The organism is Aureimonas sp. AU40 (assembly GCF_001463785.1).
Taxonomy (GTDB): Bacteria; Pseudomonadota; Alphaproteobacteria; order Rhizobiales; family Rhizobiaceae; genus Aureimonas.
Map to the genome: position 1 here is coordinate 192,426 of NZ_BBWL01000041.1, position 26,755 is coordinate 219,180.

Here is a 26,755-nt window from a genome sequence, read left to right on the forward strand (position 1 = left end):
AGGCGCCCGGGGCGCTCTCGCATCGTCAGAAACTTTTGCCTGCCAGCATCTGCACCTGTTCGGCGATGGGGCCGAGGGCGAGGGCGGGGAAGAACTGGAGGCCGCCGAGGATCAGGATGATGCCGGCGAGCAGGCCGACGAAGAGCGGTCCATGCGTCGGGAACGTGCCGGCGGAGGGGGCGAGCTTGGGTTTTGCCACCAGCGAGCCGGCCATCGCCATCATCGGCACGATATAGGCGAAGCGTCCAAGCAGCATGGCGATGCCCAGCGTCGTGTTCCACCAGGGCGAGTTGGCCGACAGACCGCCGAAGGCCGAGCCGTTGTTGCCGACCGCCGACGTGTAGGCATAGTAGATTTCCGACAGGCCATGCGGGCCGGCATTGCCGAGGCCGGACAGCGCGGTCGGCAGCACGGCCGAGACCGAGGAGAAGCCGAGGATCGCGACAGGCAGGATGAGGATCGCGAGCATCGCCATCTTCATTTCCTTCGCCTCGATCTTCTTGCCGAGATATTCCGGCGTGCGGCCGACCATGAGCCCGGCGACGAAGACCGACACCACGGCGATCACCAGAATGCCGTAGAGGCCCGAGCCGACGCCGCCCGGCAGGATCTCGCCCAGCATCATCAGCACCATGGGCACCATGCCGCCGATCGGCGTGAAGGAGCCGTGCATGGCGTTCACCGCGCCGTCCGACAGGCCGGTGGTGACGGCCGCGAAGAGGGCCGAGCCGGCCACGCCGAAGCGCACTTCCTTGCCTTCCATGTTGCCGCCGGCGGGGTCGAGCCCGGCTGCCTGCAGAATGGGCGTTCCCGCGCTTTCCGCCCAATAGGCGACGCCGATGGCCACCACCAGGAGGAGCGCCATGACGGAAAGAATCGCGCGAGCCTGCCGCCGGTCGCCGATCAGCCGGCCGAAGGCGAAGACCAGGGCGACGGAGATCACCAGCATCTGCCAGATCGTCAGCGCGTTGCTGAGCGGCGAGGGGTTCTCGTAGGGGTGGGCCGAGTTGGCGTTGAAGAACCCGCCGCCATTGGTGCCGAGCTGTTTGATGGAAAGCTGCGAGGCGACGGGGCCGAGCGCCAGCGTCTGGTCCGCGCCCTCCAGCGTGTGGACCGTGGTCGAGGCGACGAGAGTCTGCGGCGTGCCCATCGCCACCTGAAGGAGGCCGGTCACGATGGCGAGCGGCAGGAGCACGTAGAGCGTGGCGCGGGTAATGTCGGTGAATATGTTGCCGACCGTCGCCGCGCCCGAGCGGGCGAAGGCCCGCACCAGCGCGACCGCCAGCGCAATGCCGGTCGCGGCCGACAGGAAGTTCTGCACGGTGAGCCCTGCCATCTGCGACAGGTGGCTCATCGTGGTTTCGCCGCCGTAGCTCTGCCAGTTGGTGTTGGTGACGAAGGAGACCGCCGTGTTGAAGGCGAGATCCGGCGTCAGGCCGGAAAAGCCCTGCGGATTGAAGGGCAACAGGCCCTGAAATCGCAGCAGGGCATAGAGAAGGAGAAACCCGCCCGCGTTGAAGGCAAGCATGCCCAGCGCATAGCCGAGCCAGGTCTGTTCCTTATCGGGGGAAACGCCCGCGAGGTGGAACAGGCCGCGTTCCACCGGGGCCAGAACGGGCGTGAGAAAGGTGCGCTCGCCGGCGAAGACGCGGCCGATATACGAGCCGAGCGGCACGGCGCAGGCGAGAACGGCCAGGAAAATGAGAATGATCTGCAGCCAGCCGACGACGGTCATGGCAGGGGCCTTTCGGAACGCAAGGGAAAAGGCGTCAGAAGCGCTCGGGATGCACCAGAGCGAAGACGAGATAGGCGGCCAGGGCCAAGGAAACGGCGCCGCCGAGAACGAGATCGAACATGGCTCAGGCCTGCCCCGCCCAGCGGGAGTAGGCGCCCATGGCGGCGAAGAAGCCGAGCCCCACGGCGAGATAGAGACAATCCAACATGCGAACCCTCCTTTCGGGATCGCTCTTCAAGTGGCTCAGACCCGCGTAAAAAATCCATATGAGTTTCAGGGGCGCCCGCTTCGCCGCGCGAGACGGGTCGCTCTATCGACACGCGTCCCGGAGCGGTATGCGATGCTTCGTGCAGCGACGATCGGATCGAGGAACGGGTGCGATGGACAAGACGGATCAACCGCCAGGCGGCAACTCGGCGGAAACCCCGAAGCAGAAATCGGAGCGCCTGAAGGCCGCGCGCCTGGAAGCCGAGCGAAACAAGGACGCCCGAATCGAATGGGCGAATCGCAAGGCCGCCGCCCGGCGCAAGGTGCTGAATGGCGACAAGCCCTGAAAGCGGCTTCGTCTTCGTTCTGCAGCGACGTCCCGCCGCAGACCCGCTTGCGTCCTCCCTGCGTTCAGGACGAAACGGGAGATCATGATGACCGACGACACCGCAATTCAGGCTCGCCGCCGCGAGATCGCCTCCGAGCATGTGCTGTTCAAGCTGATTGAATATGTCGAGGCGAAGCAGCCCGGCGTTCTCGACCATATCGAGGCCAGCCTCAGCCATCTCGGCGACCCCGCGCATGACGACACGAAGGACGACGAGGCCGTGCGCGGCATCGCCCGGCGCATGATCGCGGGTGCGCGAAAGGAAGGCCTCAGCTGAGGCGAAGCGCAGCCAGACCCGAGAACTCGCCGACGCGGATCAGAGATCGGGCACCGCGTCCGGCTCCGGCTCCACTGGGTCGGGCGATTTGCGCCGGCCCGTCAGCAAGGCGATGGCCAGGGCCAGGAGAGCGATGGCGATGACGGTCGTCGCCTTCGCCGCCATCCAGTTCAACAGCCGCTGCGGATGCGCCCACCAGCCATACACAGCGGCTCCGCCGTCCCGCAGGCGTCCATCCTGCATGGCGGTCCAGTTCCGGTCCGGCCAGTAGGCGTCGACCATCAGCCCGAACCGCGCGGCCGATAGACTGCCCCCGCTCATATGGCCGACCCCGGGCGCTTCGCGCCAAGCCAGGATAGCGGAGGTCCAGCCGACGGTGGAGCCGACGAACCAGGCATCCCGCCCGTCGTCGCTCGTGCCGGTCTTGCCCCAGACGGCGGCCGCGCCCTTGTGGCCCTTGGCAAGCTCTGCGCTGCCGCCCGCCGATGTCGGCTGGAACAGGGCCGTGCGCACGGCCTCCGCGAGCTCCGGCCGCAGCACGCGCTGCCCCTCCGCCGGCTCTTCGAAGGCGAGCATCTGCCCGCCCGCGCCGGTGGCCGCCACCAGAACGCGGGGGCGCCGCAACACGCCTTTGTTGCGCAGGGCCGTGTAGGCGGCGGCGACATCCATCGGGTTGGAATGAACGCCGCCCGTGGCGATCAGAAGCGGATTGTCCGGCATATGGAGCCCGAAAGCCCGGACCCGCTCGGCGGCAAGCTGGGGCTCGCGCGCGGCGATCGCGACGAAGGGCCGGTTGCAGGAATGCTTAAGATAGGTCTCGAGCGTCAGGCCGCTGCGGCAGAGCCCGTTCGGCTCGGCGGGATTGTAGCCTTTCATCGGCGCGGTGGACCAGGTCTTGGGCATGGAGGCCGCGCGTTCGATCGCCACCGAGTAGAGCAGCGGCTTGGCGACGGAGCCGACCGAGCGATTGGCGCGCCAGGCCGGATTCCAGCTGGAAGTCGAATAGGTTCCCCCGGCAATGGCCAGCACCTCGGCCTTCGGCCCCAGCACCACGCCGGCCATCTCGGCGCCGGCCGGCGGCTTGGCGGTGGCCCGATCCGCCAGCCCCTGCAATTCCGGGTCCATGGTCAGGAAAACGCGCGTCGCCCGGTCCGAGAGCCCAAGTTCCTCCAGTCGAAGCCGGGCGAAATCCCGCACGCGGCGATATTCCACCGGCCGAAGCGCCTCCAGAAGCTTGTCGTGCGAGGGCCGCGCGAGCCGCCCCTTGCGCAGGAGGCGCGTCACCTTGGCCTTGGCGTCCTTCGCTTCTTCGGGCGTCGCGAGACCCAGAGCCAGCATCTTGGCGATGACGCGGTCGGCCGCGTTCGCCGCGCTGGCCGCCTTTGGGGCGTCTTCGCCGAAGGGCTGGCGGTTCATCGGCTGCGGCAGCATCCCCACCAGCGTCGCCGCTTCCATTACGTCGAGCGCCTTGGCGGGCTTGCCGAAATAGTAGCGCGCGGCCGGGTCGAAGCCGACGATGCCGTTCCCGAGAGGGGCGATGTTGAGATAGATCGTCAGGATCTGGCGCTTGTCGCGCAGCGACTCGATCGCCAGCGACAGGTGCCATTCCCGCAGCTTGCGCAGGAGCTTGCCGGGCGCCTCGTAGCCCATCAAACGCTCGTCGTTGAGAAACAGCGTACGCGCCACCTGCTGGGTGATCGTGCTGCCGCCGCCGGGAAAGCCCGGCAGCGCCGAGCGCAGCACGGCGAGATCGTCCACGCCCCGGTGGCCGAGAAAGCGCTCGTCCTCGCTCGCCACCACGGCGGACAGAAGCGGTTCGGAGAAGCCGGTCGGGCCGACGGCGTCGGGGCAGAGCAGGCGGTCGGTCTTGCCGCCCGTCTCGCCGGGGCGCGGCGCGGCCTCGAACACCGTCGTTACCTGGCAGGCGCCCAGCATCGTGTCGAGCTGCGCCTTGTCGGGCAGGCCGGAGGAGGCGATCTGCCCCGCCCAGGGAATGGCCACCAGCAATAGGGCGCCGAAAAGCGCGATCGAGAGCGCGACCGTCACGCGCCGGCTGGGCCGCTTGGGGGAACGCATCAGAACCTCCTTCGCCACCGCGTAAAGGCGCGCCGGGGAGGCCACCCTCGCCGGAATACAGGCGAGGGAACGGGAAGCCGCCAGTCTGCCGGTCCCGAATTAGTTAACGATTGTTCACGCCGGTGCAACGCGCGCGATCGGAATTATAAAGCCGTTGGTAGGACCGTGCCGCCACCGATCCGCCGCGATCGTCTCCCTGCCAGCCGCTGCTGCTCAGCTCTCGTTGAATTCGGCCGGCAGTTCACCGTGCCGGGCCAGAACCAGCGGCTCCTCCAGTACTTCGCCCGTGTCGGTGTCGATCACCTGCTGGATCGCGACGACGCCGGCGACGCGGCTCGCGTCGCGATCGGCCCGGCCGATGGCCTCCTGCGCGGTCTTGAAGTCCATCTGCCTACCGGCGATGAGGCGCTTGGCCTGCTTCTCGAACTGCTGCACGATGAAGAGTGTCTTGGCCGGCATTTGTCGCCTTCGTTTGCTGCGTCCCTCGACCCAAACTATCCCCGAAGGAAAAAGCCCAAGCGCCGAGTGGCGACCTTGGCATATCGGACGCCTCGCCACCATGCGCAAAGGGCCTGTCGCTCTTGCCTACGAAGCCGGCGCCTTGGCGCCCGCCGCGCGTGGCCGAGGGTTTCGCCCGCGCCGCGAGCGCGCCTTATCCGGCGTGCTCTTCGATAAGAGCGCCCGCGAGGAGGAAAGCTTCACGAGGTTCTTCTCGATCTCCTCGTTGAGCATGGCGATCCCCTCGCGCACCTCGTCGGCGTCGGCATAGACTTCGGGAAAGCGCTGGGCGAGCCAGAGCCAGCCGGTGGCGAGATTGACGCCGTCCTCCAGACGCTGGAGATCGCCCGAGCGCAGCGGGGGTTTCGGCGCCTTGCGCCCCGCCGCGTGGGCCCGCGCCCAGGTCAGCACCGTGTCCATGAACCAGGGATGGCGCAGCGACACGGGAACGATGGCGTAGGCCAGCCGGTCGAGCATCGGAATGCCGACGCTGGCGAGCCGGCGTGCCTTCTCGATTTCCTCGTCCATGTCGCCGATCTGCAGGTCGGCATGGTCCATCACGATGCGCGAGCGCAGGAAGGTCAGGACCTGCGCGAGATCGTCGGTCTCCAGAAACTCGGCCGCCAGCGCCACGCTTTCGCGGTTGGGGCGCACGAAGGCCCGGCCGGACAGGTCCTTGGGCGGGCTGGTCAGCGCCGCGCGGATCTTCTCCACCCCATGCGTGCCGCCGCCGATCACCCCGACCCAGCCCTTCTCGAACATGCCGAAGCGCCCGGCGCGCCCGCCGATCTGACGGATTTCGGAATGGAACAGGGCGCGGCGCGACGTGCCGTCGAACTTGTCCAGCGCCGCCAGGAAGACGCGCGAAACCGGCAGGTTCAGTCCCATGCCGATCGCGTCCGTCGCTACCACCACGTCGGCCTCACCGCGCCGGAAGCGCGCGGCTTCCGCCCGGCGCACCTCGGGGCTGAGCGCGCCGTAGACGGTGGCGACGGTGAGCTTGAGGCGCACGATCTCCTCGCGCAGCTCGTGCACGGCCGCGCGCGAGAAGGCGACGACCGCATCGCCCCGGCGCAGGTCCTTCAGCGAGATCGGCTGGGGCCAGGCGTCGAGCTCGTTCTTGCGCTCCAGCATGCGGATTTCGAGCGGCTCGCCCAGAACCTTGGCGAGGCGTTCCACCATCGGGATCGCGTCCGGCGAGCCGGTCATGACCACGAGATCGGCGGGCGCGGCAAAGAGCGCCTGCGTCCATGCCCAGCCGCGCTGCTCGTCGGCCAGCATCTGGATTTCGTCCACGACGCAGACATCGACGCGCCGCCCGACATCGATCGTCTCGATCGTGCGGGCGTAATGGGTGAAGTCCTCGCTCTCGTCGCGCTCCTCGCCGGTGATGAGGCCCGCGCGCACGCCGGCAATCGTCAGCGTTTCCCGGTGCTCGTGGGCGAGCAGGCGCAGGGGCGACAGGATTTCGGCCGTCGATGCTTCGATGGCAAGGCGCATCGCCTCGTAGGTCTTGCCCGAATTGGTCGGCCCGGCGAGGAACAGGAGCTTGCGCTCGATCGAACGGGCGAGGGGAAAGAGATTGGGGTAGCGGTCGTAGCCCGAGGCCTCCGCGAAGCTCGCCCGACGCCGGCTCTGCTGGCGCAGCGAGCGCATGGAGCCGAGCAACTTGTCGAACCATTTCGTCGTGGCAGACTGAACTTCGTCGCGCTGTGTGCTTTGCGCGGCGAAGACGAAGCGCTCCAGATCCGCCTTGGTGGCGGCGCGCAGGAAGGCTGCGGGATCATCGAGCTCCCGTGTCGCCTCGCGGAACCGATCGGCATAGGTCTCCGCCGCAAGGCTCAAATTCTCTTGCGTCTCTAAGGCCGCGTCGACCGCCCGTTCGGCGACGAAATCGGCGACGGCCTCGATCCGGTCGTCGCTGAGCAACTCGCCATCGGCCAGTTTTTGGCGAATGCCCTTCGGCTCGCGCAGCCGCACAAAGGCCATGAGCAGCGTGTCGCGCTCGGAGGGGAAGATCGGCGCGAAGACGGGAACCTCCACCTCGAACCCGGCGAAGGAGCTGTCCTTCATCCGGCGCGCGCGGACCACCTGATTGGCGCGCGCGGTGGCGAGGCGCGCGATGCGGTCGGCATCGTCCGCTTCCGGGTCCGCCGCGATCTCGCCATCGGTGATCTGGGCGATGGATTTCACTCGGCCGGCGGGCACCAGCCGCGCCATGCGACGCCCGCCATCGTCCTTGGCCTTGTCGCCGAAGGGCACTTCCTGCGTTCGCACCAGGCCGGCCTCGACGATTTCGAGGCAGCGCGCGAGCGAGCGTCCGGTCAGCGCGGGCAACATCGAGATCGGGTAGCTGGAAGGTTGCGGCATAGGGAACTCACTGCGGGGTCGGTGAGGGGCGAGGCGGCCACGGAACCATGTGGCCACCGCGCTCCTTCCCTCAACGACACGAAAAAAGGGCTTGCGCCTGCATTCGCCCGAACCGGCGCGTCTGCCAAGGCCCGATATGGAGAACACGATGGCCGAGATCACCCTTCAAGACCTCTCCAAGCGCATGGGGGGCATCGATTTCGCGATGTTCTCCACCAAGACCGAAGGCGGCGAGATCGCCAGCCGGCCGATGAGCAACAATGGCGACGTCGAATATGACGGCGATTCCTGGTTCTTCACCTACGAGAACTACCGCATCGTCAGCGACATCGAGCGCGACCCGAAAGTGTCGCTGTCGATGACCGGCCAGAAGGGCTTGCTCGGCAAGCCGCCGCTCTTCGTCTCCGTCGAGGGCCATGCCGAACTGATCCGCGACAAGGCGCAGTTCGAGGCGCACTGGACCAAGGATCTCGACTACTGGTTCGAGCAGGGTGTCGATACGCCGGGCGTCGTCCTCATCAAGGTCCATGCCAAGCGCGTCCACTACTGGGATGGGCGGGACGAGGGTGAGATCGTCGTCTGATAGGGCTTCGATACCATTGGCGGGCGCGCATTGGATGCGCGTCCGCCTTTTTGAGTGGCTCAAGGAAGACACGACATCGTGAGCCGCACGGGGCATTCAGGAACCGGTCCTGAGACTGTGGGGATAGTTCCGACAACCCTCTCGATTGCTCCGCGCATCGGATGGTTGCAGACTAGGCAGAGCGTAAGTTTAGCTTAGGTTTCGTCTGGACCGCCATGTCGCCGACCCCAACCCTCTCGCTTGGCGAGCAGTTCTACGAGGCCGCCCTGGACGGCGGCCTTTGGGACGCAGCGCTCCAGGGCTATGCGGAGGCCTTCGGTGGCATCGGCACCGTCATCCTCCAGCCGGGGCTGGCATCTCCGATCCTATCGGTCACCTCGGGGGTGCAGAACGCGGCGCGGCAGTACAATGAATTTTGGTGGCGAGAGGATCTGGTGCTGACCACCGCGCAGCGGTTGGGGCTCGACCGGCCGGGCATCTGCTGGGATGACGACTTCATCTCGTCGGACACGAAAGCCAAGAGCTTCTACTTCCAGGATTTTCTAAAACGGCAGGACATCGGCGGCGTCGCCACGATCGTCGTGGAGCAGAACGGCACCCATCTGGCGATCAATGTCCAACGCCGTTTCGGGCTTGCGCCGCCCGATGCGCCGGAGCGCCAGCGCTTCGCGGATGTCTCGCGCCATTTGTCCCGCGCTCTCGCGCTGCGCTTGCGGCTCGACCAGGCCGAGGCGGTGCAGGGCACTTTGGCACGGCGCCTCGGCGATTTCGATTGCGCCGTCGTGGTGACCGACCGCGTAGGCCGGGTGGTGGAAAGCAACGCCGCCTTCGCCGCGCTCGCGCCGGACGGACTGACGATCCGCGAGGGGCGCGTTCATCTCGCCACAGGCGGTATGCAACGCCAGTTCGACGCCGTGCTTCGCGCCGTGACCGAAGGGGAGATGGTCTCCAGCCTTCCCGATACGCTGGTCGTGCCGCGCCCCGCCAGCCTGCTGCCGCTTCTCCTGCGCATCACACCGCTCGTCGGCCGAGCCGCCGAGCGCTTCACCGATTTCACGCCGACGCATGGCGCGCTGATTCTGGTGCTCAACCCCACGCACAGCGCCTATCCCGACCTTTCGAAGGTCCTGCTGGCGCTCGGGCTGACCTATGCGCAGGCGCGCGTCGCCCTGCTGATCGCGGCCGGGCACGGTGTGAAGGCTGCGGCCGAGGCGCTTTCGGTCAGCGAGGAAACGGTCCGCACCCACCTCAAAGGCGTCTACGCCCGGTTGGGATTGTCGCGTCAGGCCGATTTGGTCCGCCTCGTCGCCAAGGCCGTCCCTTTCGGGACCTGATGCCTCGGCGGAGGACAGCCCCTTGAGGGGGCCTGCTCTATCGGGAAGAGGGCCGTCAGGGATTCCCGTCGCCGCCATGGGCGCCGACCACCGTGCCTGTACTGAAGCTGGACTCGTCGGAGGCGAGCGCGACATAGAGCGAGGCCAGTTCCGCCGGCTGGCCGGCCCGCCCGAGCGGCGTGTCCTGACCGAATTCGCCCATCGTTCCCGGCAGCTGACCGCCCGCGACCTGGAGCGGCGTCCAGACCGGGCCGGGCGAGACGGCGTTGACGCGAATGCCCTTCTTGGCCAGCTGCTTCGCCATGCCCTTGGTGAGGTTCAGGATCGCGGCCTTGGTGGACGCGTAGTCGATCAGCTCCTCGCCGGGATCGTAGGAGTTCACCGACACCGTGTTGATGATCGACGCGCCGGGCGGCAGGCTCGGAATGGCCGCCTTGGAAAAGCGGAAGACATGAAAGACGTTGGTCTCGTAGGTCCGCACGAACTGCTCGTCGGAAATCTCCGAAATGTCGGCCTTGCTCTGCTGGTAGGCGGCATTGTTGACGAGAAGATCGAGCCCGCCGAGCGCGGCGATCGCCTGACGCACCACGCCCTCGCAAGCGTCCAGGGTTCTAATGTCGGCTGGGATGGCGACGCCCTTGCGGCCGGCGTCCTGGATCAGCTTCAACACGTCCTGCGCGTCGGCTTCCTCGTCGGGATGGTAGTTGATGGCGACGTCGGCGCCTTCACGCGCGAAGGCGATGGCTGCGGCGCGGCCGATGCCGCTGTCGCCGCCCGTCACCAGCGCGCGCCGGCCGGCCAGCTTGCCCGAGCCCTTGTAGCTCGTCTCACCGCAATCGGGCACGGGGTTCATCTTGGATTGCAGGGCAGGCCAGGGCTGCTTCTGTTCGGGGAAGGGCTCGTTTGTGTATTTCGTGCGCGGATCGCTGAGCATCCGCCCGCCAACGCTCGTGGCATTCGAAGCGGGCTGTTGGGCCTGGGCCGGGCTCGCGGCCACGGCCGCCGCCGCTCCCAACACAGCGCCGCCCAGAACGGTGCGGCGGGATAAGGTGTGATCGTTCATCGCTCAGTTTCCCGATCTTGGAGTTAAGGGCCGGCCTTGATCGATCGATCATACCGGCCGCTTACGATCAGGGGAGAAGGCCGCCCATCCGCTGTGGTTCCGTAGGCTGAGCGTCGAGGTCCCAAGGTGCGTCACTGAAACCCAGCGGCAAGGGATGGGAGCGCCTACAGGCCCCTCTTCGATTTCTGAAGATCAGTCCGGAGCCGACAAACCAGATGCTGCCCGCATCATCTCGGCGATCCGTTCGGCGATCATGATGGTCGGAACGTTGGTGTTGGCGCAGGGGATGGATGGCATCAGCGACGCGTCGCAGACCCGAAGACCCGTGACGCCACGCACCGTTCCGTCCGAACTCGTGACAGCCATCGGATCGTCCTCCCCGCCCATTCGGCAGGTGCCGGAAGGGTGCCAGGTTCCGCCGACGGACCTTTGGATGAAACCGGTCAGGGCCGCGTCGTCGGTGAGGAGCCCGTCCAAGGTGACGTTCCGCGTCACAAGACGATGGACGAGGGCTCCGGTGTGCCGACCCGCCGTGTCGAGTGCGGCGCTGAGCACACCGCGCTGAAGCGCGTTCCACGCGCCGGGGAGCGCGATGCTGGCGACGCGCGGCGAATAGCTGGTGGGGAAGACATGGCTGACATGGGACCGCAGCGAGGGATGGCCGAGGATCTCCGCGCCTCGCCTCAAGGCGAGCTTCAGGCGTTCGAGGTCGCGCCCGTCCGACAGCATTCGGAAGTCCACCTTGGGCTCGGCGCGCGGATCGGGCGAGGCGAGTTGGAGGGCGCCGCGCGAATAAGACTTGTTGACCCAGAAGAAGATCGTTCCGATCCGCCAGCCGACCGAATGCCAGCCCGAGCGCGACAGGATGGCGCCGTGCATGTCGCCTTCCGGCGTGCCGGGCAGCTGGGACGAAAAGCGCCAGATTGCCTGCTCGTGATGTTCGGCCCTGTCCGGCGCGCGGGCGGCGGGCGGCAGGATGGCGGACACGGCGATGGAGGGATGCTCCATGAGATTGCGCCCGACGCCGGGCAGATGGGCGACGACCGGAAGACCGTGGGCGGCGATGTCCGGCGCCGGGCCGACGCCGCTGCGCAGCAGAAGGGCCGGCGTGTGGATCGCGCCCGAGCACAGAACCGTCTGCCGCGCGCGGACCTCGCGTGCCGGGCCGCCTTCGGTCGGCGCGATGCGGGCGCCGACCGCGCGCGTGCCCTCGAAAAGGAGGTGTTCGGCGATGTGACCCGTCAGGATCGAAAGGTTCGGCCGGGCGCGCACGGCGGGCGTGAGATAGGCGACGGAGGTGGGAAGACGCTCGCCCTGGTCGTTCGCCGCCAGCGCGCCGACGAAGACGCCGTCGTGCCAGGGGCCGTTCTGGTCATCGCCGCGCGCCGTTCCGGTTTCCTCCAGCGCGCGCATCACGGCCCGGACGAAGGGCGAAATCTGCTCGCTCCGCGCCCGGCGCACGAGCATCGGCCCGTCCTGCCCGTGCAGCGGCCCGCGGAAATCGCGATCGGTTTCCAGCTTGCGGAAGAAGGGCAGGCAAGCGTCCCAGTCCCAACCCTCGGCGCCCAGCGCCGCCCATTCGTCATAGTCGGCGGGCGCACCGCGATTGGCCATGAGGGCGTTGATGGCCGAGCCGCCGCCGAGCAGCCGAGCCTGCTCGTAGCGCCGGGGCTGGCGCTCGTCCCTGTTGCCGCCGGGCGCGGCCATAAAGGCGGTGAGGGTCTTCCAGATATTTCCGGTGTCGAGATAGGCGCGGCCGGGATAGCGGCTGCGGATCTCCGGCGGCATGGTCTCGGCCGTCAGATCACGCCCGGCTTCGACCAGAAGCACGCGCAAGGAGGCGTCCTCGCTCAGCCGGGCGGCCAGAACGCAGCCGGCCGACCCGCCGCCCAGGATCAGGATGTCGGGCTCGAAGCCCGCCGGCCAGCCGCTCACCTCCGGTTCGCCTTCCTCTGGAAGAGGCCGATGGAGAGGATGAGCAGGAAGGAGATGACGGTGAGCAGCGTCGAGATGGCGGCGATGGTCGGGTCGATCTCGTCGCGCAGCGCGGTGAACATGCGCTTGGTCAGCGTCTGCGTTTCGCCACCCGAGATGAACAGCGCCACCACCGTTTCGTCCAGCGCGGAGATGAAGACGAAGATGGCGCCCGAGGCGACGCTGGCTTTGATCTGCGGCAGGGTGACGGTCATGAAGGCGCGGAAGCGGTTCATGCCGAGGCTGCGCGCGACCATTTCCTGCGTGTGGTCGAAGCTTTGAAGCCCGGCGGTCACGGCCAGGACGACGAAGGGAATGCCGAGCATCGTGTCGGCCAGCACGAGGCCGGCGATGGAGGAGAGAAGGCCGGTGCGGGCGTAGATCAGGAAGACGCCGATGGCGACGATGATGATCGGCACCATCAGCGGCAGCATGAGCATCAGGCGCAGAAGGCGCATGACGCGCAGCGAGGAATAGGTGATGGCGTAGGCGCTGGCGATGCCGATCGGCGTCGCCAGAATGGTGGCCAGAAGCGCCACGGTGAAGCTCGTCCGCGCCGCGCTCATCCAGGCCGCGCTGCCGAGAAACGCCTCGTACCAGCGCATCGAATAGACGCGCGGCGGGAAGGTGAGAAAGCGCGCGTCCGAAAAGGACATCGGAATGATGATGAGGATCGGCAGGATCAGAAACAGGAGCACGAGGCCGAACAGCGCATAGGTCAGCACTTTGGGAAGGGCGGACTGGTTCATCGCGTCGAAAACACCCGGTCGAGAGGCAGGAAGCGGCTGACGGTCCAGAAGATCGCGCCGACGATGGCGAGCAGCGTGACGCTGACGGCGCTGGCCGCGCCCCAAGCCTGATAGAGCTCGATGTTGCGCGAGATCACCATGGACACCATGACCGTGCGCCCGCCGCCCATCAGCTCCGGCGTGATGTAGAAGCCGAGGCAGAGGACGAAGACCAGCGTCGAGCCGGCCAGGATGCCGGGCAGCGAAAGCGGCAGGAAGACGCGGCGAAAGACATGCAGAGGACCGCCGCCAAGGCTGGCGCCGGCGGTCAGGAGATCGCGCGGGATCTTCGCCATGGTCGCCTGCAGCGGCAGGATCATGAAGGGCAGAAGGATGTGGACGGTGGCGATGATCGTCCCCGTCTCGTTGTGGACGAGTGCGAGCGGGCGCTCGATCAGCCCGGCGTCGCGCAGCGCCCCGTTCACCACGCCCGATCTCTGGAGGAGGATGAGCCAGGCATAGGCGCGCACGAGAACGCTGGTCCAGAAGGGCACGAGCACGAAGGCCAGGATCACCGCCCGCCAGACCCCGGTCGCTACCGTCGCGGCATAGGCGACGGGATAGGCGAGAAGCAGCGTGACGATCGTGACGATGAAGCTGATGCGGAAGGTGAGCCAGAACGTGTTGAGATAGACAGGATCGGTCACCAGCCGGGCATAGTGATTGAGCGAGGGGCCGTCGTCCCAGAAGGACTGGACCACCAGCCAGCCGAGCGGCAGCACCAGAAGGCAGAACACCACCACGAAGGCGGGCAGCGCCAGAAGCAGCATCAGCCTGTGCTCGCGGCGCTCGAAGGCCCTTGCCAGGTCGGCGTCCGATGAAGCTGTCATGGCGTCTCCCGCAGGTCGCATCGAAGGGAAAGGGGCCGGGCTGGCGCATGTCGCGAGCCCGGCCAGGTCGGCAGCCAGCCTACTGGATGAAGGTCAGCCAGCGCTTTTCGGCCGCTTCGCCCTCGGGCGAGGCCCACCATTCGTCGGAGATCAGCGTCTGCTTGGCCGCGTTTTCCGGCGAGCTCGGAAGCTGGGCGGCGCGCTCGGCCGGGATCTTGCCGGTGTCGAAGGCGGCCGGGTTGCCCGGGCCGTAGTCGATATGAAGCGGCAGGTTGGCCTGGAGCTCCGGCGAGACGGCGGTGTTGATGAAGCGCACGGCCTGGTCGAGATTGGGCGCGTTCTTCAGGATGCAGAGCTGCGTGTTCTGGAGAAAGCCGTCGTTGAAGGTGAAGCCGATATCCGGCGCATCCTTCATCACGGCCGAGGCGCGGCCGTTCCAGACCATGGCCATGTCCACCTCGCCATCGGCCAGAAGCTGGGCCGACTGGCCGCCCGAGGTCCACCAGACCGTGATATGCGGCTTGATCTCCTCCAGCTTCTTGAAGGCGCGATTGACATCGAGCGGGTAGAGCTTGTCGCGCGGCACGCCATCGGCCAGGAGCGCCGCCTCCAGCGTCACATGCGGATGGTTGCGCAGGGCGCGGGTGCCGGGAAACTTTTCCACATCCCAGAAATCCGCCCAGCTCTGCGGGATCTTGTCGCCGAGATTGGCCTTGTTGAAGGCGAGAACGCTGGCATAGAACTCGTAGGCGACGGAGTAGGGCGTCCGGTAGGCGGCGGGCATGGCCTCAGCGTTCGGGATCTTCGAGAAGTCGAGCGGCTCGATCAGCCCTTCCTTGCCGCCGCGAACGCAATTGGCGGGCGGCGTGTCGACCACGTCCCAGATCGGCTTTCCGGTTTCGCCCTGCGTCTTGATCATCGGCCAGGCGTCGGGCGCCGAGTCCTGATTCACCGTGATGCCGAGTTCCTTGGCGGCGGGATCGAGGATCGCCACCGTCTGGGCCTCCTGATAGGCCCCGCCTTGCGAGACGAAGGTGATCTGCCCGGCGGCGAGCGCCGGCAGGGCCGAGAAGCCCAGGGCAAGGGCCGTTCCGGCAGCGAGGATGCGTGTGCGGCTTGGCATGGCATGTCTCCTTCGTTTTGATGGCGTTTCAAACGGGTGTCGGCGAGCGGCGCGTCAGCGTCCGATCGCGTCGAGAAAGTGATACCAGCCGGCGACGAGCCGGACGGCGGGCTCGCGAACGGCGTAGAAGGGCACGGTCTTGGGTCTTGCCGTCGCCATCAGGGCAAGGTCCGGCTTGTCGCCGAGCAGGAGATCCGCCGCCCGCGCGCCCATCAGGCTCGCCATGGCGATGCCTGTGCCATTGTAGCCGAGCGCGAAGGCGGTCCGCTCGTCTAGCCGGCCGACCTGCGGCGTGCTGTCCAGCGTCATGGCCACGAGGCCGGACCAGCGATGCGTCACCGCCGCGCCTTCGAGCTGGGGAAAGATGCGCCGCATCGCCCGCTCCAGCGCGGCGAAGGCCGCGGGCGAGTCCGACTTGCCGAAGGCGCCGCGCCCGCCGAAGATCATCCGGTTTCCGAAGGGGCGGAACCAGCGCATCATGCGGCGGGTCTCGCTGTAGCTGCGCCGCTCGGTCATCAGCGTGGCGAAGAGATTGTCGCCCAGCGGCTCGCTCGCCACCATGGCGCTGCGGAACGGGATCACCGCCCGGCGCACCGGCTCGCTGGCGCCCGCCAGATCGCTGTAGCCGTTGGTCGCGATCAGGAGGTGGCGGGCCGTGATGCTGCCCGAAGGCGTCTCCACCCGCACGCCTTCGCCCTCGCGCCGCGCGGCAAGAGCCGGCGTCGCCTCGAAGATGGGCACGCCCTTGGCGATCAGCGCGCGGGCAAGGCCTCGTGCGTAGTTCAGCGGGTGGATCGTGCCGGAATGGGGCGTCAGCGTGCCGCCGACGAAATCCTGCGACCCGGTTTCATCCGCCGTTTCCGAGCGCGACAGAACGCGGATCGACCGGTCGCCGAACTGCTCGCGCATGATCGCGGCCTCAGCCGTCAGCGAGGCCAGCGAGACCTCGTTGTGCGCGCAACGTAAGTTGCCGCAAAGGCGAAAGTCCGCGCCCTCGATCGCGTGCGTTTCGACCAGCCTTTCCACGGTCTCGACCGCCTCGTGGCCGAGCTCGTACATGCGGCGCGCCATGTCGATCCCGTGCGAGCGGGCGACGCCGGGCAGCGAGACACGGTACTTGGTGGAGACCACGCCGCCATTGCGCCCGCTCGCGCCCCAGCCGACGCCGTTGGTGTCGATCACCAGGGGCTTGAGACCGCGCTCCGCGAGACGAAGCGCGGCGGCAAGGCCGGTGTAGCCGGCGCCGACGATGGCGACATCGGCGCGGTGCTCGCCCTCCAGCGCGGGCGAGACGCCGGCCAGCGGCAGCGCCGTCTCGGCCCAGAGGGAGGACGGCCAAGCCATGGGGAAACCGGCCCCGGCCGTCCCGCCGCCCATCAGGCCGCCGCCCGCGAGGCGAGGGCGCCGGTCGGGCCTTCGGCCTCGATCGCATCGGCCAGCTCGGCGAGGGTCGTGAAGTGGAAGTCGGGCTTCGTCACTTCCTTCGGCGTCGGCGTACCGCCGAAGCCCTGCTGGCCCTGCCGGCGCTCGATCCAGCAGACCTTGTAGCCAAGCTGCCGGGCGACGCCGATGTCGTGATACTGGCTTTGGGCGACATGCAGGATCTCCTCCTGCTTGTAGCCGAAGGCGGATTGGCGGCCCCGGTTGAAGGCGAAGAACAGCGGGTTGGGCTTGGGCGACAGGGCCTCGTCCGCCGTCACGCTGTCGTGGAACGGGTTGTCCAGCGTGTGCGAATAGCTCTGGAAGGTGACTCGGTCGGCATTGGTCATGGCAACGAGCCGGAACCGGCGGCGCAGACGCTTCAGGGCCTCGACCGAGTCGGGAAAGGCGGGGTGCTGGAGGATACGCGCCTGAAAGGCCGCAGCCGTCGCCTCGCCGGACTCCAGCCCGAGCTTGCCGGCCAGATGCCGGTAGACGTCGGCCATGGCCTGGCTGGAGCGGCCGGGAAAGAGGTCGCGCCCCTCGACATAGGGCTTGAAGATGTCGTCGTCCGACAGCGCCTTGCCGGCCTCCGGGTTCAGCGCGCGAACGCTGTCGAGAACGCCTTTCTCGAAGTCGATCAGCGTGCCGACCACGTCGAATGTGAGAACCTTGAACTGCTCGAATGCCATGGGTCGGGTCCTGTGGTGGGAGAGGAAGCGGTGCGGTCCGTCCGCGTCAGAGCGCGCGTTCGGGCACGATGATCACGTCCTCGGGGTGAAGCGTCAGCGACACGGGCTGGCCGGGGGCGGGAAGGCGGGCGCGGGCGATGTGGTGGCTGGGCTGGCGAAGGGCGAGCACCTGCCCATCGGGCAGCACAACGGTGACGCGCAGGCTTTCGCCCTGGTAGATGATCTCGCGGACGGTGCCCTCGATCCGGTTGAGCCCGTCCATCGAGCCGCCCCCGTCGATCAGTAGCTTTTCCGAATGCACGGCCAGGAAGAGAGGGCCGGTTCCCGGCGGGATCGGCCGGGCGGAGACGATGCTCGTGCCCCCGACGCGCACGCTCGTTCCGTCCAGCCGCTCTGCCTTGGCCAGCACGGCTTCGCCGATGAAGCGGGCGACGAAGGCGTCGGCCGGATGGTCGTGCAGCCGTTGCGGCGCGTCCACCTGCACGAGGCGTCCCTCCGAGAGAATGGCCACCCGGTCGCTCATGGTCAGCGCCTCGCGCTGGTCGTGGGTGACGTAGATCGTGGTGGCGCCGAGCTTCTCGTGCAGATGCCGCAGCTCGATCTGCATGGATTCGCGCAGCTGCTTGTCGAGCGCCGACAGGGGCTCGTCCATCAAGATGAGGCGCGGCTCGAACACCATGGCGCGGGCAAGGGCCACGCGCTGGCGCTGCCCGCCCGACATGGCGGAAATGCGCCGGTCCTCGTATCCGGAGAGTTCCACCATGGCGAGCGCATCACGCACCTTCGCGCCCCAGTCGGCCTTCGGCATGCGCCTGGCGCGCAGGGGAAAGGCGACGTTCTCGCCCACGGTGAGATGGGGAAACAGTGCGTAGTTCTGAAACACGACGCCGATGTCGCGCTTGTGCGGCGGAGTGAAGGTGACATCCTCGCCGCCGATCCGCACCCGGCCGGACGAGGGCGTGACGAAACCGCCGAGAATGCCGAGCAGCGTGCTCTTGCCCGATCCGGATGGGCCGAGCAGCGACACGAACTCGCCGGGCGCGACGGAGAGCGTGAGGTCGTCCAGCGCCAGATACTTGCCGTAGCGCCTTGTCGCTCCCTCGATCTCGACCCCGACCCGTTCGCGTATCTGCATGAAGATCCACTTCCCTGGCTAAGCCGGCGATTACCTGAAGTATCGCGGTGCAGCATGGACGCTGCATCGGCGAGCGCGCCCTGATCGAGGGTCGTTTGGAAAACGACCGTGGAAAAGCCTGTCTGCGACCCTTCACAGGGCGCCTTCGAAGAGAAGATGACCAAATCCTAGTCATGAGAGCAATTGCATAATTGTGCTCCATGGCGTTACATCTGGTTATGTCCGCGCTTCGACGTCTCGTCCCTTCCATGAACGCGCTTCTGGCCTTTGAGTCGGCGGCGCGCTGCGGCAGCTTCGCCAGAGCGGCAGCGGAACTCAGCGTCACGCCGCCAGCCGTTAGCCGCATGATCGGGCGGCTGGAGGATCATCTCGGCGTGCGTCTCATTCAGCGGATGCCGACCGGCAACACGCTGACGGAGAGCGGGGCCATCCTGTTCGAGGGGATCGAGAAGAGCTTTCGTGGCGTGGAGGCGGCGCTGCGCGAGATCGAGCGCCGACGCTCCGACGACCGGAGCGTGACACTCTCGGTCTCCACCGCCTTCACCACTCACTGGCTCATGCCGCGCTTCTCGCGCTTCCAGGCCGACCTTCCCGAGATCGACCTCCGCTTCCAACTCCTGCCGGGGCCGCTCGGCGGGCCGGTGGACGACGTGGACCTCGGCATGCGCTTCGACGCCTTCGGGCGGGATCACGACGTTCGTCTTCTCGCGCCCGAGGTGCTGCTGCCGATCTGCACGCCCGCCTATCGCGAGCGTCTGCGCAACGGCCGCATTCCGCCCGAGAGCGAAGCCGTCATCAATCTATCGAGCGCACAGCCGGACTGGTCCAATCTCGTGGACTTCAACGGCGCCTTCGAGACCGGGCATTCGCTCGCCTTTTCCGACTATACGATCGTGGTGCAGGCGGCGCTTCTCGGGCAGGGTGTGGCGCTCGGCTGGCTGAGCGTGGTGGCGCATTGGCTCTGCGTCGGCTCGCTGGTCCCGGCCTCCACCAAACTGCGCGTCACCGGCCGGCCATGCCAGCTCGTCCGCTCGCGGGCGCGCCCCTTGCGCCCGGCGGTCGCGGCGGTGCGGGACTGGATCGCCGAGGAAGTGCGTCGGGAGATATCGGCGATCGACCGCACCTATCCCGAGCTCGAACTCGTCGCCACCATGAATGACCTGTCCGGCCGCGCTGGCGCGACCCGAAGCTGAATTCGTGTAACGCATAGAGGTCTGAATGCTTGCTTTGGCCCTCTGACTGCGGTTCGGATGCGCTCCTGCCCGGTGGTCGATGAGCCCAGAGGGTCAGCGGCGTTCGGGATCGCTCGCAAGCCGCCAGTGATCGAGCCCCGCCGCGACGGCGATGCCCAGCGCATAGGCCAGGACGTTCCAAAGGGAAAAGACGCGCCCGAGCAAGAGCGCGCCCGCCGTCGTCAGCCGGAACGCATCGAGCCATGGCGTGTGATAGAGGCGGAACAGCTCGACGCAGACGGCAAGACCGAACGCGAGGGTCGCAACGCTCCGGGGCGATCGTCGGCAGGCCAGGGCAGCGACGAGAAAATAGACCATGCTGCCCCAAAGAAGCGAGCCGCCATACTTGACCACGACAAACGGAAGACCGATGCGGTAGCCCTTCATTCGTAGGGCGAGCCCGATGGCAATGACGACGACGGATGCCGCAAGACATTGCTCTCGGCGACGGAGGGGCGACTCTGACGCCAGCATTCCAGTGCTGTTCGCCCATCGCTCTCGCCTGCGCCGCCGGTTCGCGTCGTCTCCCTCGTTCCAGTAGTTTTGCGATCCCATGTCCGTCTCCGCCGACCATCCGGGCAATCTGCTGCAACGTCTCGACCGGGCGCTTCTGGCGCCCCGCTCGCTTCCCCGTCTCGATGGGGTGAGGCGCTTCGCGGTCGAGTTCGTCTTTTTCGGGTTGAAGGAAGCGCGAGCCTGCCTTTTCGCGGGGATCTTCTTCGCTGCGATCTTCGTGGTTCCGCATTCCGGGCTGCTGGGCGTGCCGCGATACGATCTGTTGCTGCTGATCGCGCTGGGCGTCCAGGCCTGGATGGTCTGGAGCGGGATCGAGACGTTGGACGAGGCCAAGACGATCCTGCTCTTCCATGTCGCCGGTTTCGCGCTGGAGCTGTTCAAGACATCCGGCGGGACCCCGTCCTGGGCCTATCCCGACTTCGCCTATACAAAACTCTGGGGCGTGCCGCTGTTTGCCGGCTTCATGTATGCGGCGGTCGGGTCCTACATCATCCAGGCCTGGCGGCTTCTGGACCTGCGCGTCCGGCACCACCCGCCTTTCAGTCTCGCGACTGTCGCGGCGCTGGCGATCTACGCCAACTTCTTCCTGCATCACTATGTCGGCGATTATCGCTGGTACATCGCGGCCGTGGTTCTCGGTCTCTATGCCCGAACCACCGTGATCTTCCGCCCCTTCGACAAGGACCGAAGGATGCCGCTTCTGGTCGGCTTCGTTCTCGTGGGCTTCTTCATTTGGCTGGCCGAGAACATCAGCACCCTTGTTCGGCCTGTGGCGCTATCCCAACCAGATGCACCAATGGTCGCTGGTGCATCTGGGCAAGTGGAGTTCATGGTCGCTTCTGGTGATCATGTCCTTCACGATCGTCGCCAACCTGAAGCGAATCAAGGCGCGAATTCACGTCCCGGAATGAGGCGGGACCGCTTCGCACGGACCCGCCCAAGACTTGCTTGAACCGGTGTCAGGCCAGCCCTTCCTCGCCGAGCGCCCGCTGCACGCCGGGACGGGCCGCGACGGCTTCCATGAACCGGGCAATGTTGCCATAGCCGCCCATATCCAGCCCCAGGCGCTTCGCCCAGGTGAGGACGGTGAAGGCATAGGCGTCGGGCGCGGTGAAGGTCTCGCCCATCAGATAGGTCTTCCCCTCAAGCGACTTGTCGACGAAGGCGAAACGCTTGGCGAGAAGCTCCTTCTGAGCCTCCTTGGTTGCGTCCGGGGTAGTGGGCTTGAAGAGGGGGCTGAACTGCTTGTGAAGCTCGGTCGAGATGAAGGCCAGCAACTGCTGGGCCCGGTAGCGCTCGATCGTGCCGGGCGCCGGCATAAGGCCGGACTGGGGCTTCTGGTCGGCAAGGTACTGAACGACGACCGACGCTTCCGTCAGCACCGGGCCGTCGCCGATGTCGAGCGCGGGAACGTAGCCGTTCGGGTTCACGGCGAAATAGTCGGCGCCGTCGTCCAGCGTCTTGCGGGCGAGATCGACCGAGACGAGTTCGACGGGCAGATCGGCTTCGCAAGCGACGATGTGAGGCGCAAGCGAGCAGGCGCCGGGCTTGTAGTAGAGCTTCATCGGTCGGAACTCCCGTGGTGAGTGATGTCTCATGCCACGGAACGCAGCCGGGCGCACCCGATCTGCGTGGACACTGCGTTCGATGTTGGTTGATAGCGCTTGGGCAAGCCGGTCGCTTGAGGGGGCCGATGCAGCCAGCGGGCGGGCCGAGTTCGCGCTTGACCCTCGGTCGTCCTATCTTGATGCAGTGTGCGAACGACATGCGAGCCGATGGAGTTTCCGCTGAGTCCGACCGCCGACGTAACTCACCCCGTCCGGATGCAACTCGAGGCCTATAACGCGAAGGACATCGACGGCTTCATGCGATGGTGGGCGGACGACTGCCTTTACTTCGCGTTTCCCGACACGCTTCTCGCGCAAGGGGCCGAGGCCATCCGCGAGCGGCATGTGGAGCGCTTTAGAGAGCCGGACCTCGAAGGGCGGCTTCTCCATCGTCTCAGCGTCGGCAACATGGTGATCGACCACGAGACCGTGCGCCGAACCTTCCCGGAAGGCGTCGGCGAGGTGGATGTCGTCTGCATCTACGAGATCGAGAACGGCCGGATCGCCAAGGCTTGGTTCAAGCTCGGCGAGAAGCGGCTTCTGAAGCGTTGAGGTAACCGTGTGAAGCTCAGGCCGTCGCCGGCACCTTCGGCTCGGCTTCGCTCGGTCGCGACACGCTGAGAATGAGGAGGGCGGCGAGGAGGCAGAGCGTGCCGGCGATCGTGATGGCCGGCATGTAGGAGGCGAACTCCGTGCGCGACACGCCCGCGCCCATGGCGGCGGATGCCGCGCCCAGCTGATGGGCGGTGAAGACCCATCCGAACACCATGCCCGCCTTCTCGCGACCGAAGCGCTCCGCCACCAGCCGAACGGTGGGGGGAACGGTGGCAACCCAATCCAGCCCGTAGAAAACGGCGAAGAGGCCGAGGCTGTAGAAGGAGAAGTCGGAAAAGGGGAGGTAGAGCAGCGAAAGGCCGCGCAGCCCGTAGTACCAGAACAGCAGGCGACGGTTGTCGAAGCGATCCGAAAGCCAGCCCGATCCGATCGTGCCGACGAGATCGAACAGGCCGATCACCGCCAAGGCGCCCGCCGCGCCGACCGGCGTGATACCGAAATCGCCACAAAGCGTGATCCAGTGGGTCTGGATAAGACCATTGGTGGAAAAGCCGCAGATGAAGAAGGTCAGGAACAGGACCCAGAACGTGTGCGAGCGCGCCGCCTCTGCCAGAACCAGCAGAGGCGTGCGCAGCAACTCCTTCATCCCGTGAACCTGCGGCGGCTCGGGCAGGACGGCGGCCTCGCCATAGGGCGGAAGGCCGACATCGGACGGCCGGTCGCGCATCACGAAGCCGACAAGCGCCAAGGCGAGGAGTAGGACGGTCACCACGAGGACCAGGGCCGGGCGCCAGCCGAACCGCTCGGAAAGGCTCGCCAGAATGGGCAGGAAAACGAGCTGACCCGTCGCGTTGCTCGCCGTGAGAAGGCCGATCACGAGGCCACGGCGCTCGGAGAACCAGCGCGCCGCCACGGTGGCGCCGAGAACCAGCGCCGTCATGCCTGTGCCGAAGCCGATCACGATGCCCCAGAGGGCGACGAGGTGCCAGAGTTCGGTCATGAACAGTGAGCCGGCAATGCCCGCGACGATCATGGCGATCGCGGCGAAGACGACGCGGCGAATGCCGAACCGGTTCATGAAGGCCGCCGCGAAGGGCGCCATCAGGCCGAACACCGCAAGGCGGATCGCCATGGCCGCCGAGATGTCGGCGTTCGACCAGCCGAACTCCCGCTGCAAGGGCTCCAGCATGATTCCGGGCGCGCCCATGGCGGCGGCGGTGGCCAGCATGGTGAGGAAGGTGCAGCCCACGACGGCCCAGCCGTAATGGATTTGATGACGCGCGAGGAGGCGGGTCATCCAGCCTCCGCCAGCCGGTTGCGTTCCGAGCGCTTCAGACGAACCTGCCATGATCTGCCTTCTGCCCCTCGCGCGCGGGTTGTGACCCGCTTCTAATCAAAAGAATGGTTCAGAGTGACGCGGCGAGCGTCTTCAGCGCCGCCAGTCCGTCCGAGCCGACCTTCGCCTCCACCACGCGCTGCGCCTCCCGCCAGGGTGCTTCGCATGCCTCGATCCGGGCCAGACCCAATGCCGTCAGCCGAACCTCGGCCTCGCGCTGGTCGGCTCCGGCATCGAGCGACACCAGCCCCATCTGAGCGAGAAGCCGGACATTGCGCCCTACCGTCGAACGGTCGAGATCGGCGAGGCGCGAGAGTTCGGTCAACGACGGGTCGCCCGCCTGCTGAATCCGGCGCAGCAAGCTGTATTGCGCGGTGGTGACACCATGCGGAGCCAGGGCCTCGTCATAAAGAGCGGTGATCTTTCGGGCCGCCGTCCGCAGGACGATACAGGTGCAGTCGAATGACATGAGTGCGGGTATATGCCCGCAATCGGCCTTCGTCAATTGGGGGATGCGGGCCTACGCATTGCGTTCCAACAGGGCAGGGTCCAAACGATCAACTGACGGCCTGCTTCGGAACGAACTGTTTCCCGTTCGATGAGCGCTATCCCATCCGCTCCGAGGCATGCTCGCCCGGCGAGGCCGGAAACACCACCGTCCGGTCGCCGTTCGGGAAGACGCGGTGATGGATATGGGCGTGGATCGCCCGGGCCAGAACCTGCGCCTCGATGTCCCGGCCGATCGTGACATAGTCGGACGCCGACTGGGCATGGGTGACCCGCGCCACGTCCTGCTCGATGATCGGCCCCTCGTCGAGATCGGCGGTGACGTAGTGCGCCGTCGCCCCGATCAGCTTCACGCCTCGCTCATAAGCCTGCTTGTAGGGATTGGCACCCTTGAAGCTCGGCAGGAAGGAATGGTGGATGTTGATGATCCGACCGGACATGTCCTGACACATGGCGTCGGACAGAACCTGCATGTAGCGCGCCAGCACGATCAGCTCGGTTCCCGCGTCCTGCGCGATCGCCAGGATGCGGGCCTCGGCCTCCACCTTGTTCGCCTTGGTCACGGGCACGTGGTGGAAGGGAATGTCGTGGTTCACCACGAGCTTCTGGTAGTCGAGATGGTTGGACACGACGCCGACGATCTCGATCGGCAGCGCGCCGATGCGCCAGCGGTAGAGAATGTCGTTGAGGCAATGGCCGAAGCGCGAGACCATGAGCAGGACCTTGGCCCGGCGTGCCGTGTCGTGGAAGGCGTAGCTCATGGCGAAGCGCTCCACGAGGTCGGAAAAGCCCGCCTCGATCTCCGCCAGCCCGCCCGCGTCCTCCGCATCGAATCCCACCCGCATGAAGAAGCGGTCGGTGTCGCGGTCCACGAACTGGGCGGAGTCGAGAATGTTGCAGCCGCGCCCGGCCAGATGCGTGGAGACGGCGGCGACGATGCCGCGCGTCGACGGGCAATCGGCGGTGAGGATGTACTGGCTCATGGTGACGGACGGTCCTCGAACGCGGAAAAATGGGGACTTGGAAGGTGCGGCGCCCCTATTGTGGGCGGGGCGGGCGTCAGCATTCCGGCAGGTTGACCGCGAGCCCGCCGAGGCTGGTTTCCTTGTAACGATGATCCATGTCGCGCCCGGTCTGGCGCATGGTCTCGATGCAGGCGTCGAGCGGCACGAAATGCAGCCCTTCGCCCTTCATCGCCAGCGAGGCCGCCGTCACCGCCTTCACCGCGCCGAAGGCGTTGCGCTCGATGCAGGGCACCTGCACAAGGCCGCGAACGGGGTCGCAGGTCATGCCGAGATGATGTTCGAGGGCGATCTCGGCGGCGTTCTCGACCTGGGCCGGCGTCGCGCCCATCAGCGCGGCAAGCCCCGCTGCCGCCATGGCCGAGGCCGAGCCGACCTCGCCCTGGCAGCCGACCTCGGCGCCGGAGATGGAGGCGTTGCGCTTGATGATCCCGCCGATTGCCGCCGAGGTGAGAAGGAAGGTCCGCATCTCGGCCTTTCCCGCCTCGGCATGGAAATGCTTGAAGTACGCCATGACGGCCGGCACGACCCCGGCGGCGCCGTTGGTGGGCGCCGTCACCACGCGGCCGCCGCAGGCGTTCTCCTCGTTCACCGCCATGGCGTAGACCGAGAGCCAGTCGTTGGCGAGAAGCGGCTGGAAGCGGTTCAGCCGCTCGTCCTCGCGCAGTTTGTCGTGGATCGCCTTGGCGCGGCGACGGATCTTGAGGCCGCCCGGCATGATTCCCTCCTGACGGATGCCGCGCCGGACGCAATCGCTCATCGCCTCCGCAATCGCGTCGAGCCGTGCGTCGAGCTCCGGGCCGGACAGGAAGGCGAGTTCGTTCCGGCGCTGCATCTCGGCAATGGAAAGACCCCATCGCTCGGAAATGAGCAGGAGCTCGGCCGCCGAGGTGAAGGGGTGGGGAAGGGTGCTCGTGTCCGCAGCCGAGGAGCCGGTGTCCTGGCGTTGCAACTCGTCCTCGTCCACCACGAAGCCGCCGCCGATCGAGTAATAGACGCGGCGCAGAAGCATGAGCCCGTTCCGGTCCATCGCTTCGAACGCCATGCCGTTGGCATGGCCCGGCAAGGCGCGCTGCCGGTCGAAGACGAGATCGCGGGACGGCTCGAACTGATAGGCGGGATGCCCTTCGGGCTGCACCTCCCCCTTCGCGCTCACCTCGGCGACGATCGTCTCGACCCGGTCGGGATCGACATTGGCCGGCACGAAGCCGGCCAGACCTAGGACGACTGCCCGGTCCGTCGCGTGACCGACGCCGGTGAAGGCGAGCGAGCCATGAAGGATGGCGCGCAGCCGGGAGACCACGGCCCCCGCCGGGCGCGGCCAGCTTCCATCCTTCAGCTCGGCCAGAAAGCGGGCCGCCGCCGTCATCGGCCCCATCGTGTGCGAACTGGAGGGGCCGATGCCGATCTTATAGAGGTCAAAGGTGCTGAGGAACATGCTTCTCGCCTTGTCTGCGCAGGCTCGCCGATCCCCTCGACCTGGGGTCG

25 protein-coding genes and 1 pseudogene are annotated in these 26,755 nt (G+C 66.9%); 7 read left to right on the plus strand and 19 right to left on the minus strand.

Annotated elements, in window-relative coordinates; translation table 11 throughout:
* Positions 1-25: 25 nt before the first annotated feature.
* Together kdpA and kdpF are read right to left on the minus strand one after the other, a co-directional pair.
* Positions 26-1,735, minus strand: coding sequence for a potassium-transporting ATPase subunit KdpA (gene kdpA / locus AUL32_RS14505; protein WP_062116196.1), 1,710 nt, complete (start codon positions 1,733-1,735; stop codon positions 26-28).
* Between the two features lie 34 nt (positions 1,736-1,769).
* On the minus strand, positions 1,770-1,856 hold the full coding sequence (kdpF, locus tag AUL32_RS26440) for a K(+)-transporting ATPase subunit F (protein WP_061976267.1): 87 nt from the start codon (positions 1,854-1,856) through the stop codon (positions 1,770-1,772).
* 259 nt (positions 1,857-2,115) lie between these two features.
* On the opposite strand from kdpF, the gene AUL32_RS25275 reads away from it, so the two are divergent.
* Positions 2,116-2,289, plus strand: a complete 174-nt coding sequence (locus AUL32_RS25275; protein WP_156421471.1) for a hypothetical protein — start codon at positions 2,116-2,118, stop codon at positions 2,287-2,289.
* Between the two features lie 87 nt (positions 2,290-2,376).
* The gene (locus AUL32_RS14515) at positions 2,377-2,607 is read left to right on the plus strand and encodes a hypothetical protein (protein ID WP_062116874.1); all 231 of its coding nucleotides are present in this window, start codon (positions 2,377-2,379) and stop codon (positions 2,605-2,607) included.
* A 39-nt stretch (positions 2,608-2,646) separates the two neighbouring features.
* On the opposite strand, the gene AUL32_RS14520 is transcribed toward AUL32_RS14515, so the two are convergent.
* The 3 genes from AUL32_RS14520 to AUL32_RS14530 form a co-directional block, all read right to left on the minus strand.
* Positions 2,647-4,683, minus strand: a complete 2,037-nt coding sequence (locus tag AUL32_RS14520) for a transglycosylase domain-containing protein (RefSeq protein WP_156421472.1) — start codon at positions 4,681-4,683, stop codon at positions 2,647-2,649.
* A 213-nt stretch (positions 4,684-4,896) separates the two neighbouring features.
* A complete protein-coding gene (locus tag AUL32_RS14525) occupies positions 4,897-5,142 on the minus strand; it encodes a hypothetical protein (RefSeq protein WP_062116202.1) in 246 nt (81 codons plus the stop codon).
* Positions 5,143-5,268: 126 nt separating this feature from the next.
* Positions 5,269-7,551 carry a helicase-related protein gene (locus tag AUL32_RS14530; RefSeq protein ID WP_156421473.1) on the minus strand — a complete coding sequence of 761 codons (2,283 nt, stop codon included), beginning with the start codon at positions 7,549-7,551 and terminating at the stop codon, positions 5,269-5,271.
* A 148-nt stretch (positions 7,552-7,699) separates the two neighbouring features.
* Between AUL32_RS14530 and AUL32_RS14535 the strand changes: the two genes are divergently transcribed.
* Positions 7,700-8,134, plus strand: coding sequence for a pyridoxamine 5'-phosphate oxidase family protein (locus tag AUL32_RS14535; RefSeq protein WP_061977814.1), 435 nt, complete (start codon positions 7,700-7,702; stop codon positions 8,132-8,134).
* Positions 8,135-8,349: 215 nt separating this feature from the next.
* Positions 8,350-9,468: a helix-turn-helix transcriptional regulator gene (locus AUL32_RS14540; RefSeq protein ID WP_062116208.1), complete on the plus strand. Its 1,119-nt coding sequence runs from the start codon at positions 8,350-8,352 to the stop codon at positions 9,466-9,468.
* A gap of 55 nt (positions 9,469-9,523) precedes the next feature.
* Here AUL32_RS14540 and AUL32_RS14545 read toward each other — a convergent pair whose 3' ends face one another.
* From AUL32_RS14545 to AUL32_RS14580, 8 genes are all read right to left on the minus strand, one after another.
* Positions 9,524-10,531, minus strand: a complete 1,008-nt coding sequence (locus AUL32_RS14545; protein WP_062116211.1) for an SDR family oxidoreductase — start codon at positions 10,529-10,531, stop codon at positions 9,524-9,526.
* A 192-nt stretch (positions 10,532-10,723) separates the two neighbouring features.
* Positions 10,724-12,466, minus strand: coding sequence for a GMC family oxidoreductase (locus tag AUL32_RS14550; protein ID WP_062116214.1), 1,743 nt, complete (start codon positions 12,464-12,466; stop codon positions 10,724-10,726).
* Positions 12,463-13,254 carry an ABC transporter permease gene (locus tag AUL32_RS14555; protein ID WP_062116217.1) on the minus strand — a complete coding sequence of 264 codons (792 nt, stop codon included), beginning with the start codon at positions 13,252-13,254 and terminating at the stop codon, positions 12,463-12,465. The genes AUL32_RS14550 and AUL32_RS14555 overlap by 4 nt, the downstream gene beginning before the upstream one ends.
* A complete protein-coding gene (locus tag AUL32_RS14560) occupies positions 13,251-14,123 on the minus strand; it encodes an ABC transporter permease (RefSeq protein ID WP_062116220.1) in 873 nt (290 codons plus the stop codon). The genes AUL32_RS14555 and AUL32_RS14560 overlap by 4 nt, the downstream gene beginning before the upstream one ends.
* A gap of 79 nt (positions 14,124-14,202) precedes the next feature.
* On the minus strand, positions 14,203-15,246 hold the full coding sequence (locus AUL32_RS14565; protein ID WP_062116224.1) for an ABC transporter substrate-binding protein: 1,044 nt from the start codon (positions 15,244-15,246) through the stop codon (positions 14,203-14,205).
* Positions 15,247-15,300: 54 nt separating this feature from the next.
* Positions 15,301-16,590, minus strand: a complete 1,290-nt coding sequence (locus AUL32_RS14570) for an NAD(P)/FAD-dependent oxidoreductase (protein WP_062116877.1) — start codon at positions 16,588-16,590, stop codon at positions 15,301-15,303.
* A 32-nt stretch (positions 16,591-16,622) separates the two neighbouring features.
* Complete coding sequence (locus tag AUL32_RS14575; protein ID WP_062116227.1) at positions 16,623-17,357, minus strand: HAD-IA family hydrolase; 735 nt, start codon at positions 17,355-17,357, stop codon at positions 16,623-16,625.
* Positions 17,358-17,403: 46 nt separating this feature from the next.
* The gene (locus tag AUL32_RS14580; RefSeq protein WP_062116230.1) at positions 17,404-18,492 is read right to left on the minus strand and encodes an ABC transporter ATP-binding protein; all 1,089 of its coding nucleotides are present in this window, start codon (positions 18,490-18,492) and stop codon (positions 17,404-17,406) included.
* Between the two features lie 218 nt (positions 18,493-18,710).
* Here AUL32_RS14580 and AUL32_RS14585 point away from each other — a divergent pair, with 218 nt between their 5' ends.
* Positions 18,711-19,685 (plus strand): LysR family transcriptional regulator, encoded by a 975-nt coding sequence (locus tag AUL32_RS14585; protein ID WP_062116233.1) that lies wholly within the window; start codon positions 18,711-18,713, stop codon positions 19,683-19,685.
* A gap of 93 nt (positions 19,686-19,778) precedes the next feature.
* On the opposite strand, the gene AUL32_RS14590 is transcribed toward AUL32_RS14585, so the two are convergent.
* Positions 19,779-20,198 carry a DUF2809 domain-containing protein gene (locus AUL32_RS14590; RefSeq protein WP_062116236.1) on the minus strand — a complete coding sequence of 140 codons (420 nt, stop codon included), beginning with the start codon at positions 20,196-20,198 and terminating at the stop codon, positions 19,779-19,781.
* Positions 20,199-20,277: 79 nt separating this feature from the next.
* On the opposite strand from AUL32_RS14590, the pseudogene AUL32_RS14595 reads away from it, so the two are divergent.
* Positions 20,278-21,151 (plus strand): annotated as a pseudogene (locus tag AUL32_RS14595) (DUF817 domain-containing protein).
* A 48-nt stretch (positions 21,152-21,199) separates the two neighbouring features.
* Here the strand turns inward: AUL32_RS14595 and gstA are convergent.
* Entirely contained in the window at positions 21,200-21,805 is a 606-nt protein-coding gene (gene gstA, locus AUL32_RS14600; protein ID WP_061976252.1) for a glutathione transferase GstA, read from the minus strand.
* Positions 21,806-22,063: 258 nt separating this feature from the next.
* Between gstA and AUL32_RS14605 the strand changes: the two genes are divergently transcribed.
* Positions 22,064-22,399, plus strand: a complete 336-nt coding sequence (locus tag AUL32_RS14605) for a nuclear transport factor 2 family protein (RefSeq protein WP_280137587.1) — start codon at positions 22,064-22,066, stop codon at positions 22,397-22,399.
* A 16-nt stretch (positions 22,400-22,415) separates the two neighbouring features.
* Here the strand turns inward: AUL32_RS14605 and AUL32_RS14610 are convergent, their stop codons facing one another.
* From AUL32_RS14610 to AUL32_RS14625, 4 genes are all read right to left on the minus strand, one after another.
* On the minus strand, positions 22,416-23,699 hold the full coding sequence (locus AUL32_RS14610; RefSeq protein ID WP_062116239.1) for an MFS transporter: 1,284 nt from the start codon (positions 23,697-23,699) through the stop codon (positions 22,416-22,418).
* Between the two features lie 109 nt (positions 23,700-23,808).
* Entirely contained in the window at positions 23,809-24,207 is a 399-nt protein-coding gene (locus tag AUL32_RS14615) for a MarR family winged helix-turn-helix transcriptional regulator (RefSeq protein ID WP_062116242.1), read from the minus strand.
* A gap of 136 nt (positions 24,208-24,343) precedes the next feature.
* Positions 24,344-25,228, minus strand: a complete 885-nt coding sequence (purU, locus tag AUL32_RS14620) for a formyltetrahydrofolate deformylase (RefSeq protein WP_062116247.1) — start codon at positions 25,226-25,228, stop codon at positions 24,344-24,346.
* A 76-nt stretch (positions 25,229-25,304) separates the two neighbouring features.
* Positions 25,305-26,705 carry an L-serine ammonia-lyase gene (locus tag AUL32_RS14625; protein ID WP_062116250.1) on the minus strand — a complete coding sequence of 467 codons (1,401 nt, stop codon included), beginning with the start codon at positions 26,703-26,705 and terminating at the stop codon, positions 25,305-25,307.
* Positions 26,706-26,755: the final 50 nt, after the last annotated feature.

Bases quoted from the DNA above. Each gene is read 5' to 3' on its own strand.
- AUL32_RS14545 (WP_062116211.1), bottom strand. From the start codon at position 10,531: ATGAACGATCACACCTTATCCCGCCGCACCGTTCTGGGCGGCGCTGTG.
- AUL32_RS14520 (WP_156421472.1), bottom strand. From the start codon at position 4,683: ATGCGTTCCCCCAAGCGGCCCAGCCGGCGCGTGACGGTCGCGCTCTCG.
- AUL32_RS14570 (WP_062116877.1), bottom strand. From the start codon at position 16,590: ATGGCTTGGCCGTCCTCCCTCTGGGCCGAGACGGCGCTGCCGCTGGCC.
- AUL32_RS14580 (WP_062116230.1), bottom strand. From the start codon at position 18,492: ATGCAGATACGCGAACGGGTCGGGGTCGAGATCGAGGGAGCGACAAGG.
- AUL32_RS14565 (WP_062116224.1), bottom strand. From the start codon at position 15,246: ATGCCAAGCCGCACACGCATCCTCGCTGCCGGAACGGCCCTTGCCCTG.
- AUL32_RS14560 (WP_062116220.1), bottom strand. From the start codon at position 14,123: ATGACAGCTTCATCGGACGCCGACCTGGCAAGGGCCTTCGAGCGCCGC.
- AUL32_RS14515 (WP_062116874.1), top strand. From the start codon at position 2,377: ATGACCGACGACACCGCAATTCAGGCTCGCCGCCGCGAGATCGCCTCC.
- AUL32_RS14530 (WP_156421473.1), bottom strand. From the start codon at position 7,551: ATGCCGCAACCTTCCAGCTACCCGATCTCGATGTTGCCCGCGCTGACC.
- AUL32_RS14605 (WP_280137587.1), top strand. From the start codon at position 22,064: ATGCAACTCGAGGCCTATAACGCGAAGGACATCGACGGCTTCATGCGA.
- AUL32_RS14585 (WP_062116233.1), top strand. From the start codon at position 18,711: ATGTCCGCGCTTCGACGTCTCGTCCCTTCCATGAACGCGCTTCTGGCC.
- AUL32_RS14575 (WP_062116227.1), bottom strand. From the start codon at position 17,357: ATGGCATTCGAGCAGTTCAAGGTTCTCACATTCGACGTGGTCGGCACG.
- AUL32_RS25275 (WP_156421471.1), top strand. From the start codon at position 2,116: ATGGACAAGACGGATCAACCGCCAGGCGGCAACTCGGCGGAAACCCCG.
- AUL32_RS14610 (WP_062116239.1), bottom strand. From the start codon at position 23,699: ATGACCCGCCTCCTCGCGCGTCATCAAATCCATTACGGCTGGGCCGTC.
- AUL32_RS14525 (WP_062116202.1), bottom strand. From the start codon at position 5,142: ATGCCGGCCAAGACACTCTTCATCGTGCAGCAGTTCGAGAAGCAGGCC.
- kdpA (WP_062116196.1), bottom strand. From the start codon at position 1,735: ATGACCGTCGTCGGCTGGCTGCAGATCATTCTCATTTTCCTGGCCGTT.
- AUL32_RS14615 (WP_062116242.1), bottom strand. From the start codon at position 24,207: ATGTCATTCGACTGCACCTGTATCGTCCTGCGGACGGCGGCCCGAAAG.
- AUL32_RS14535 (WP_061977814.1), top strand. From the start codon at position 7,700: ATGGCCGAGATCACCCTTCAAGACCTCTCCAAGCGCATGGGGGGCATC.
- kdpF (WP_061976267.1), bottom strand. From the start codon at position 1,856: ATGTTCGATCTCGTTCTCGGCGGCGCCGTTTCCTTGGCCCTGGCCGCC.
- AUL32_RS14555 (WP_062116217.1), bottom strand. From the start codon at position 13,254: ATGAACCAGTCCGCCCTTCCCAAAGTGCTGACCTATGCGCTGTTCGGC.
- purU (WP_062116247.1), bottom strand. From the start codon at position 25,228: ATGAGCCAGTACATCCTCACCGCCGATTGCCCGTCGACGCGCGGCATC.
- gstA (WP_061976252.1), bottom strand. From the start codon at position 21,805: ATGAAGCTCTACTACAAGCCCGGCGCCTGCTCGCTTGCGCCTCACATC.
- AUL32_RS14625 (WP_062116250.1), bottom strand. From the start codon at position 26,705: ATGTTCCTCAGCACCTTTGACCTCTATAAGATCGGCATCGGCCCCTCC.
- AUL32_RS14590 (WP_062116236.1), bottom strand. From the start codon at position 20,198: ATGCTGGCGTCAGAGTCGCCCCTCCGTCGCCGAGAGCAATGTCTTGCG.
- AUL32_RS14540 (WP_062116208.1), top strand. From the start codon at position 8,350: ATGTCGCCGACCCCAACCCTCTCGCTTGGCGAGCAGTTCTACGAGGCC.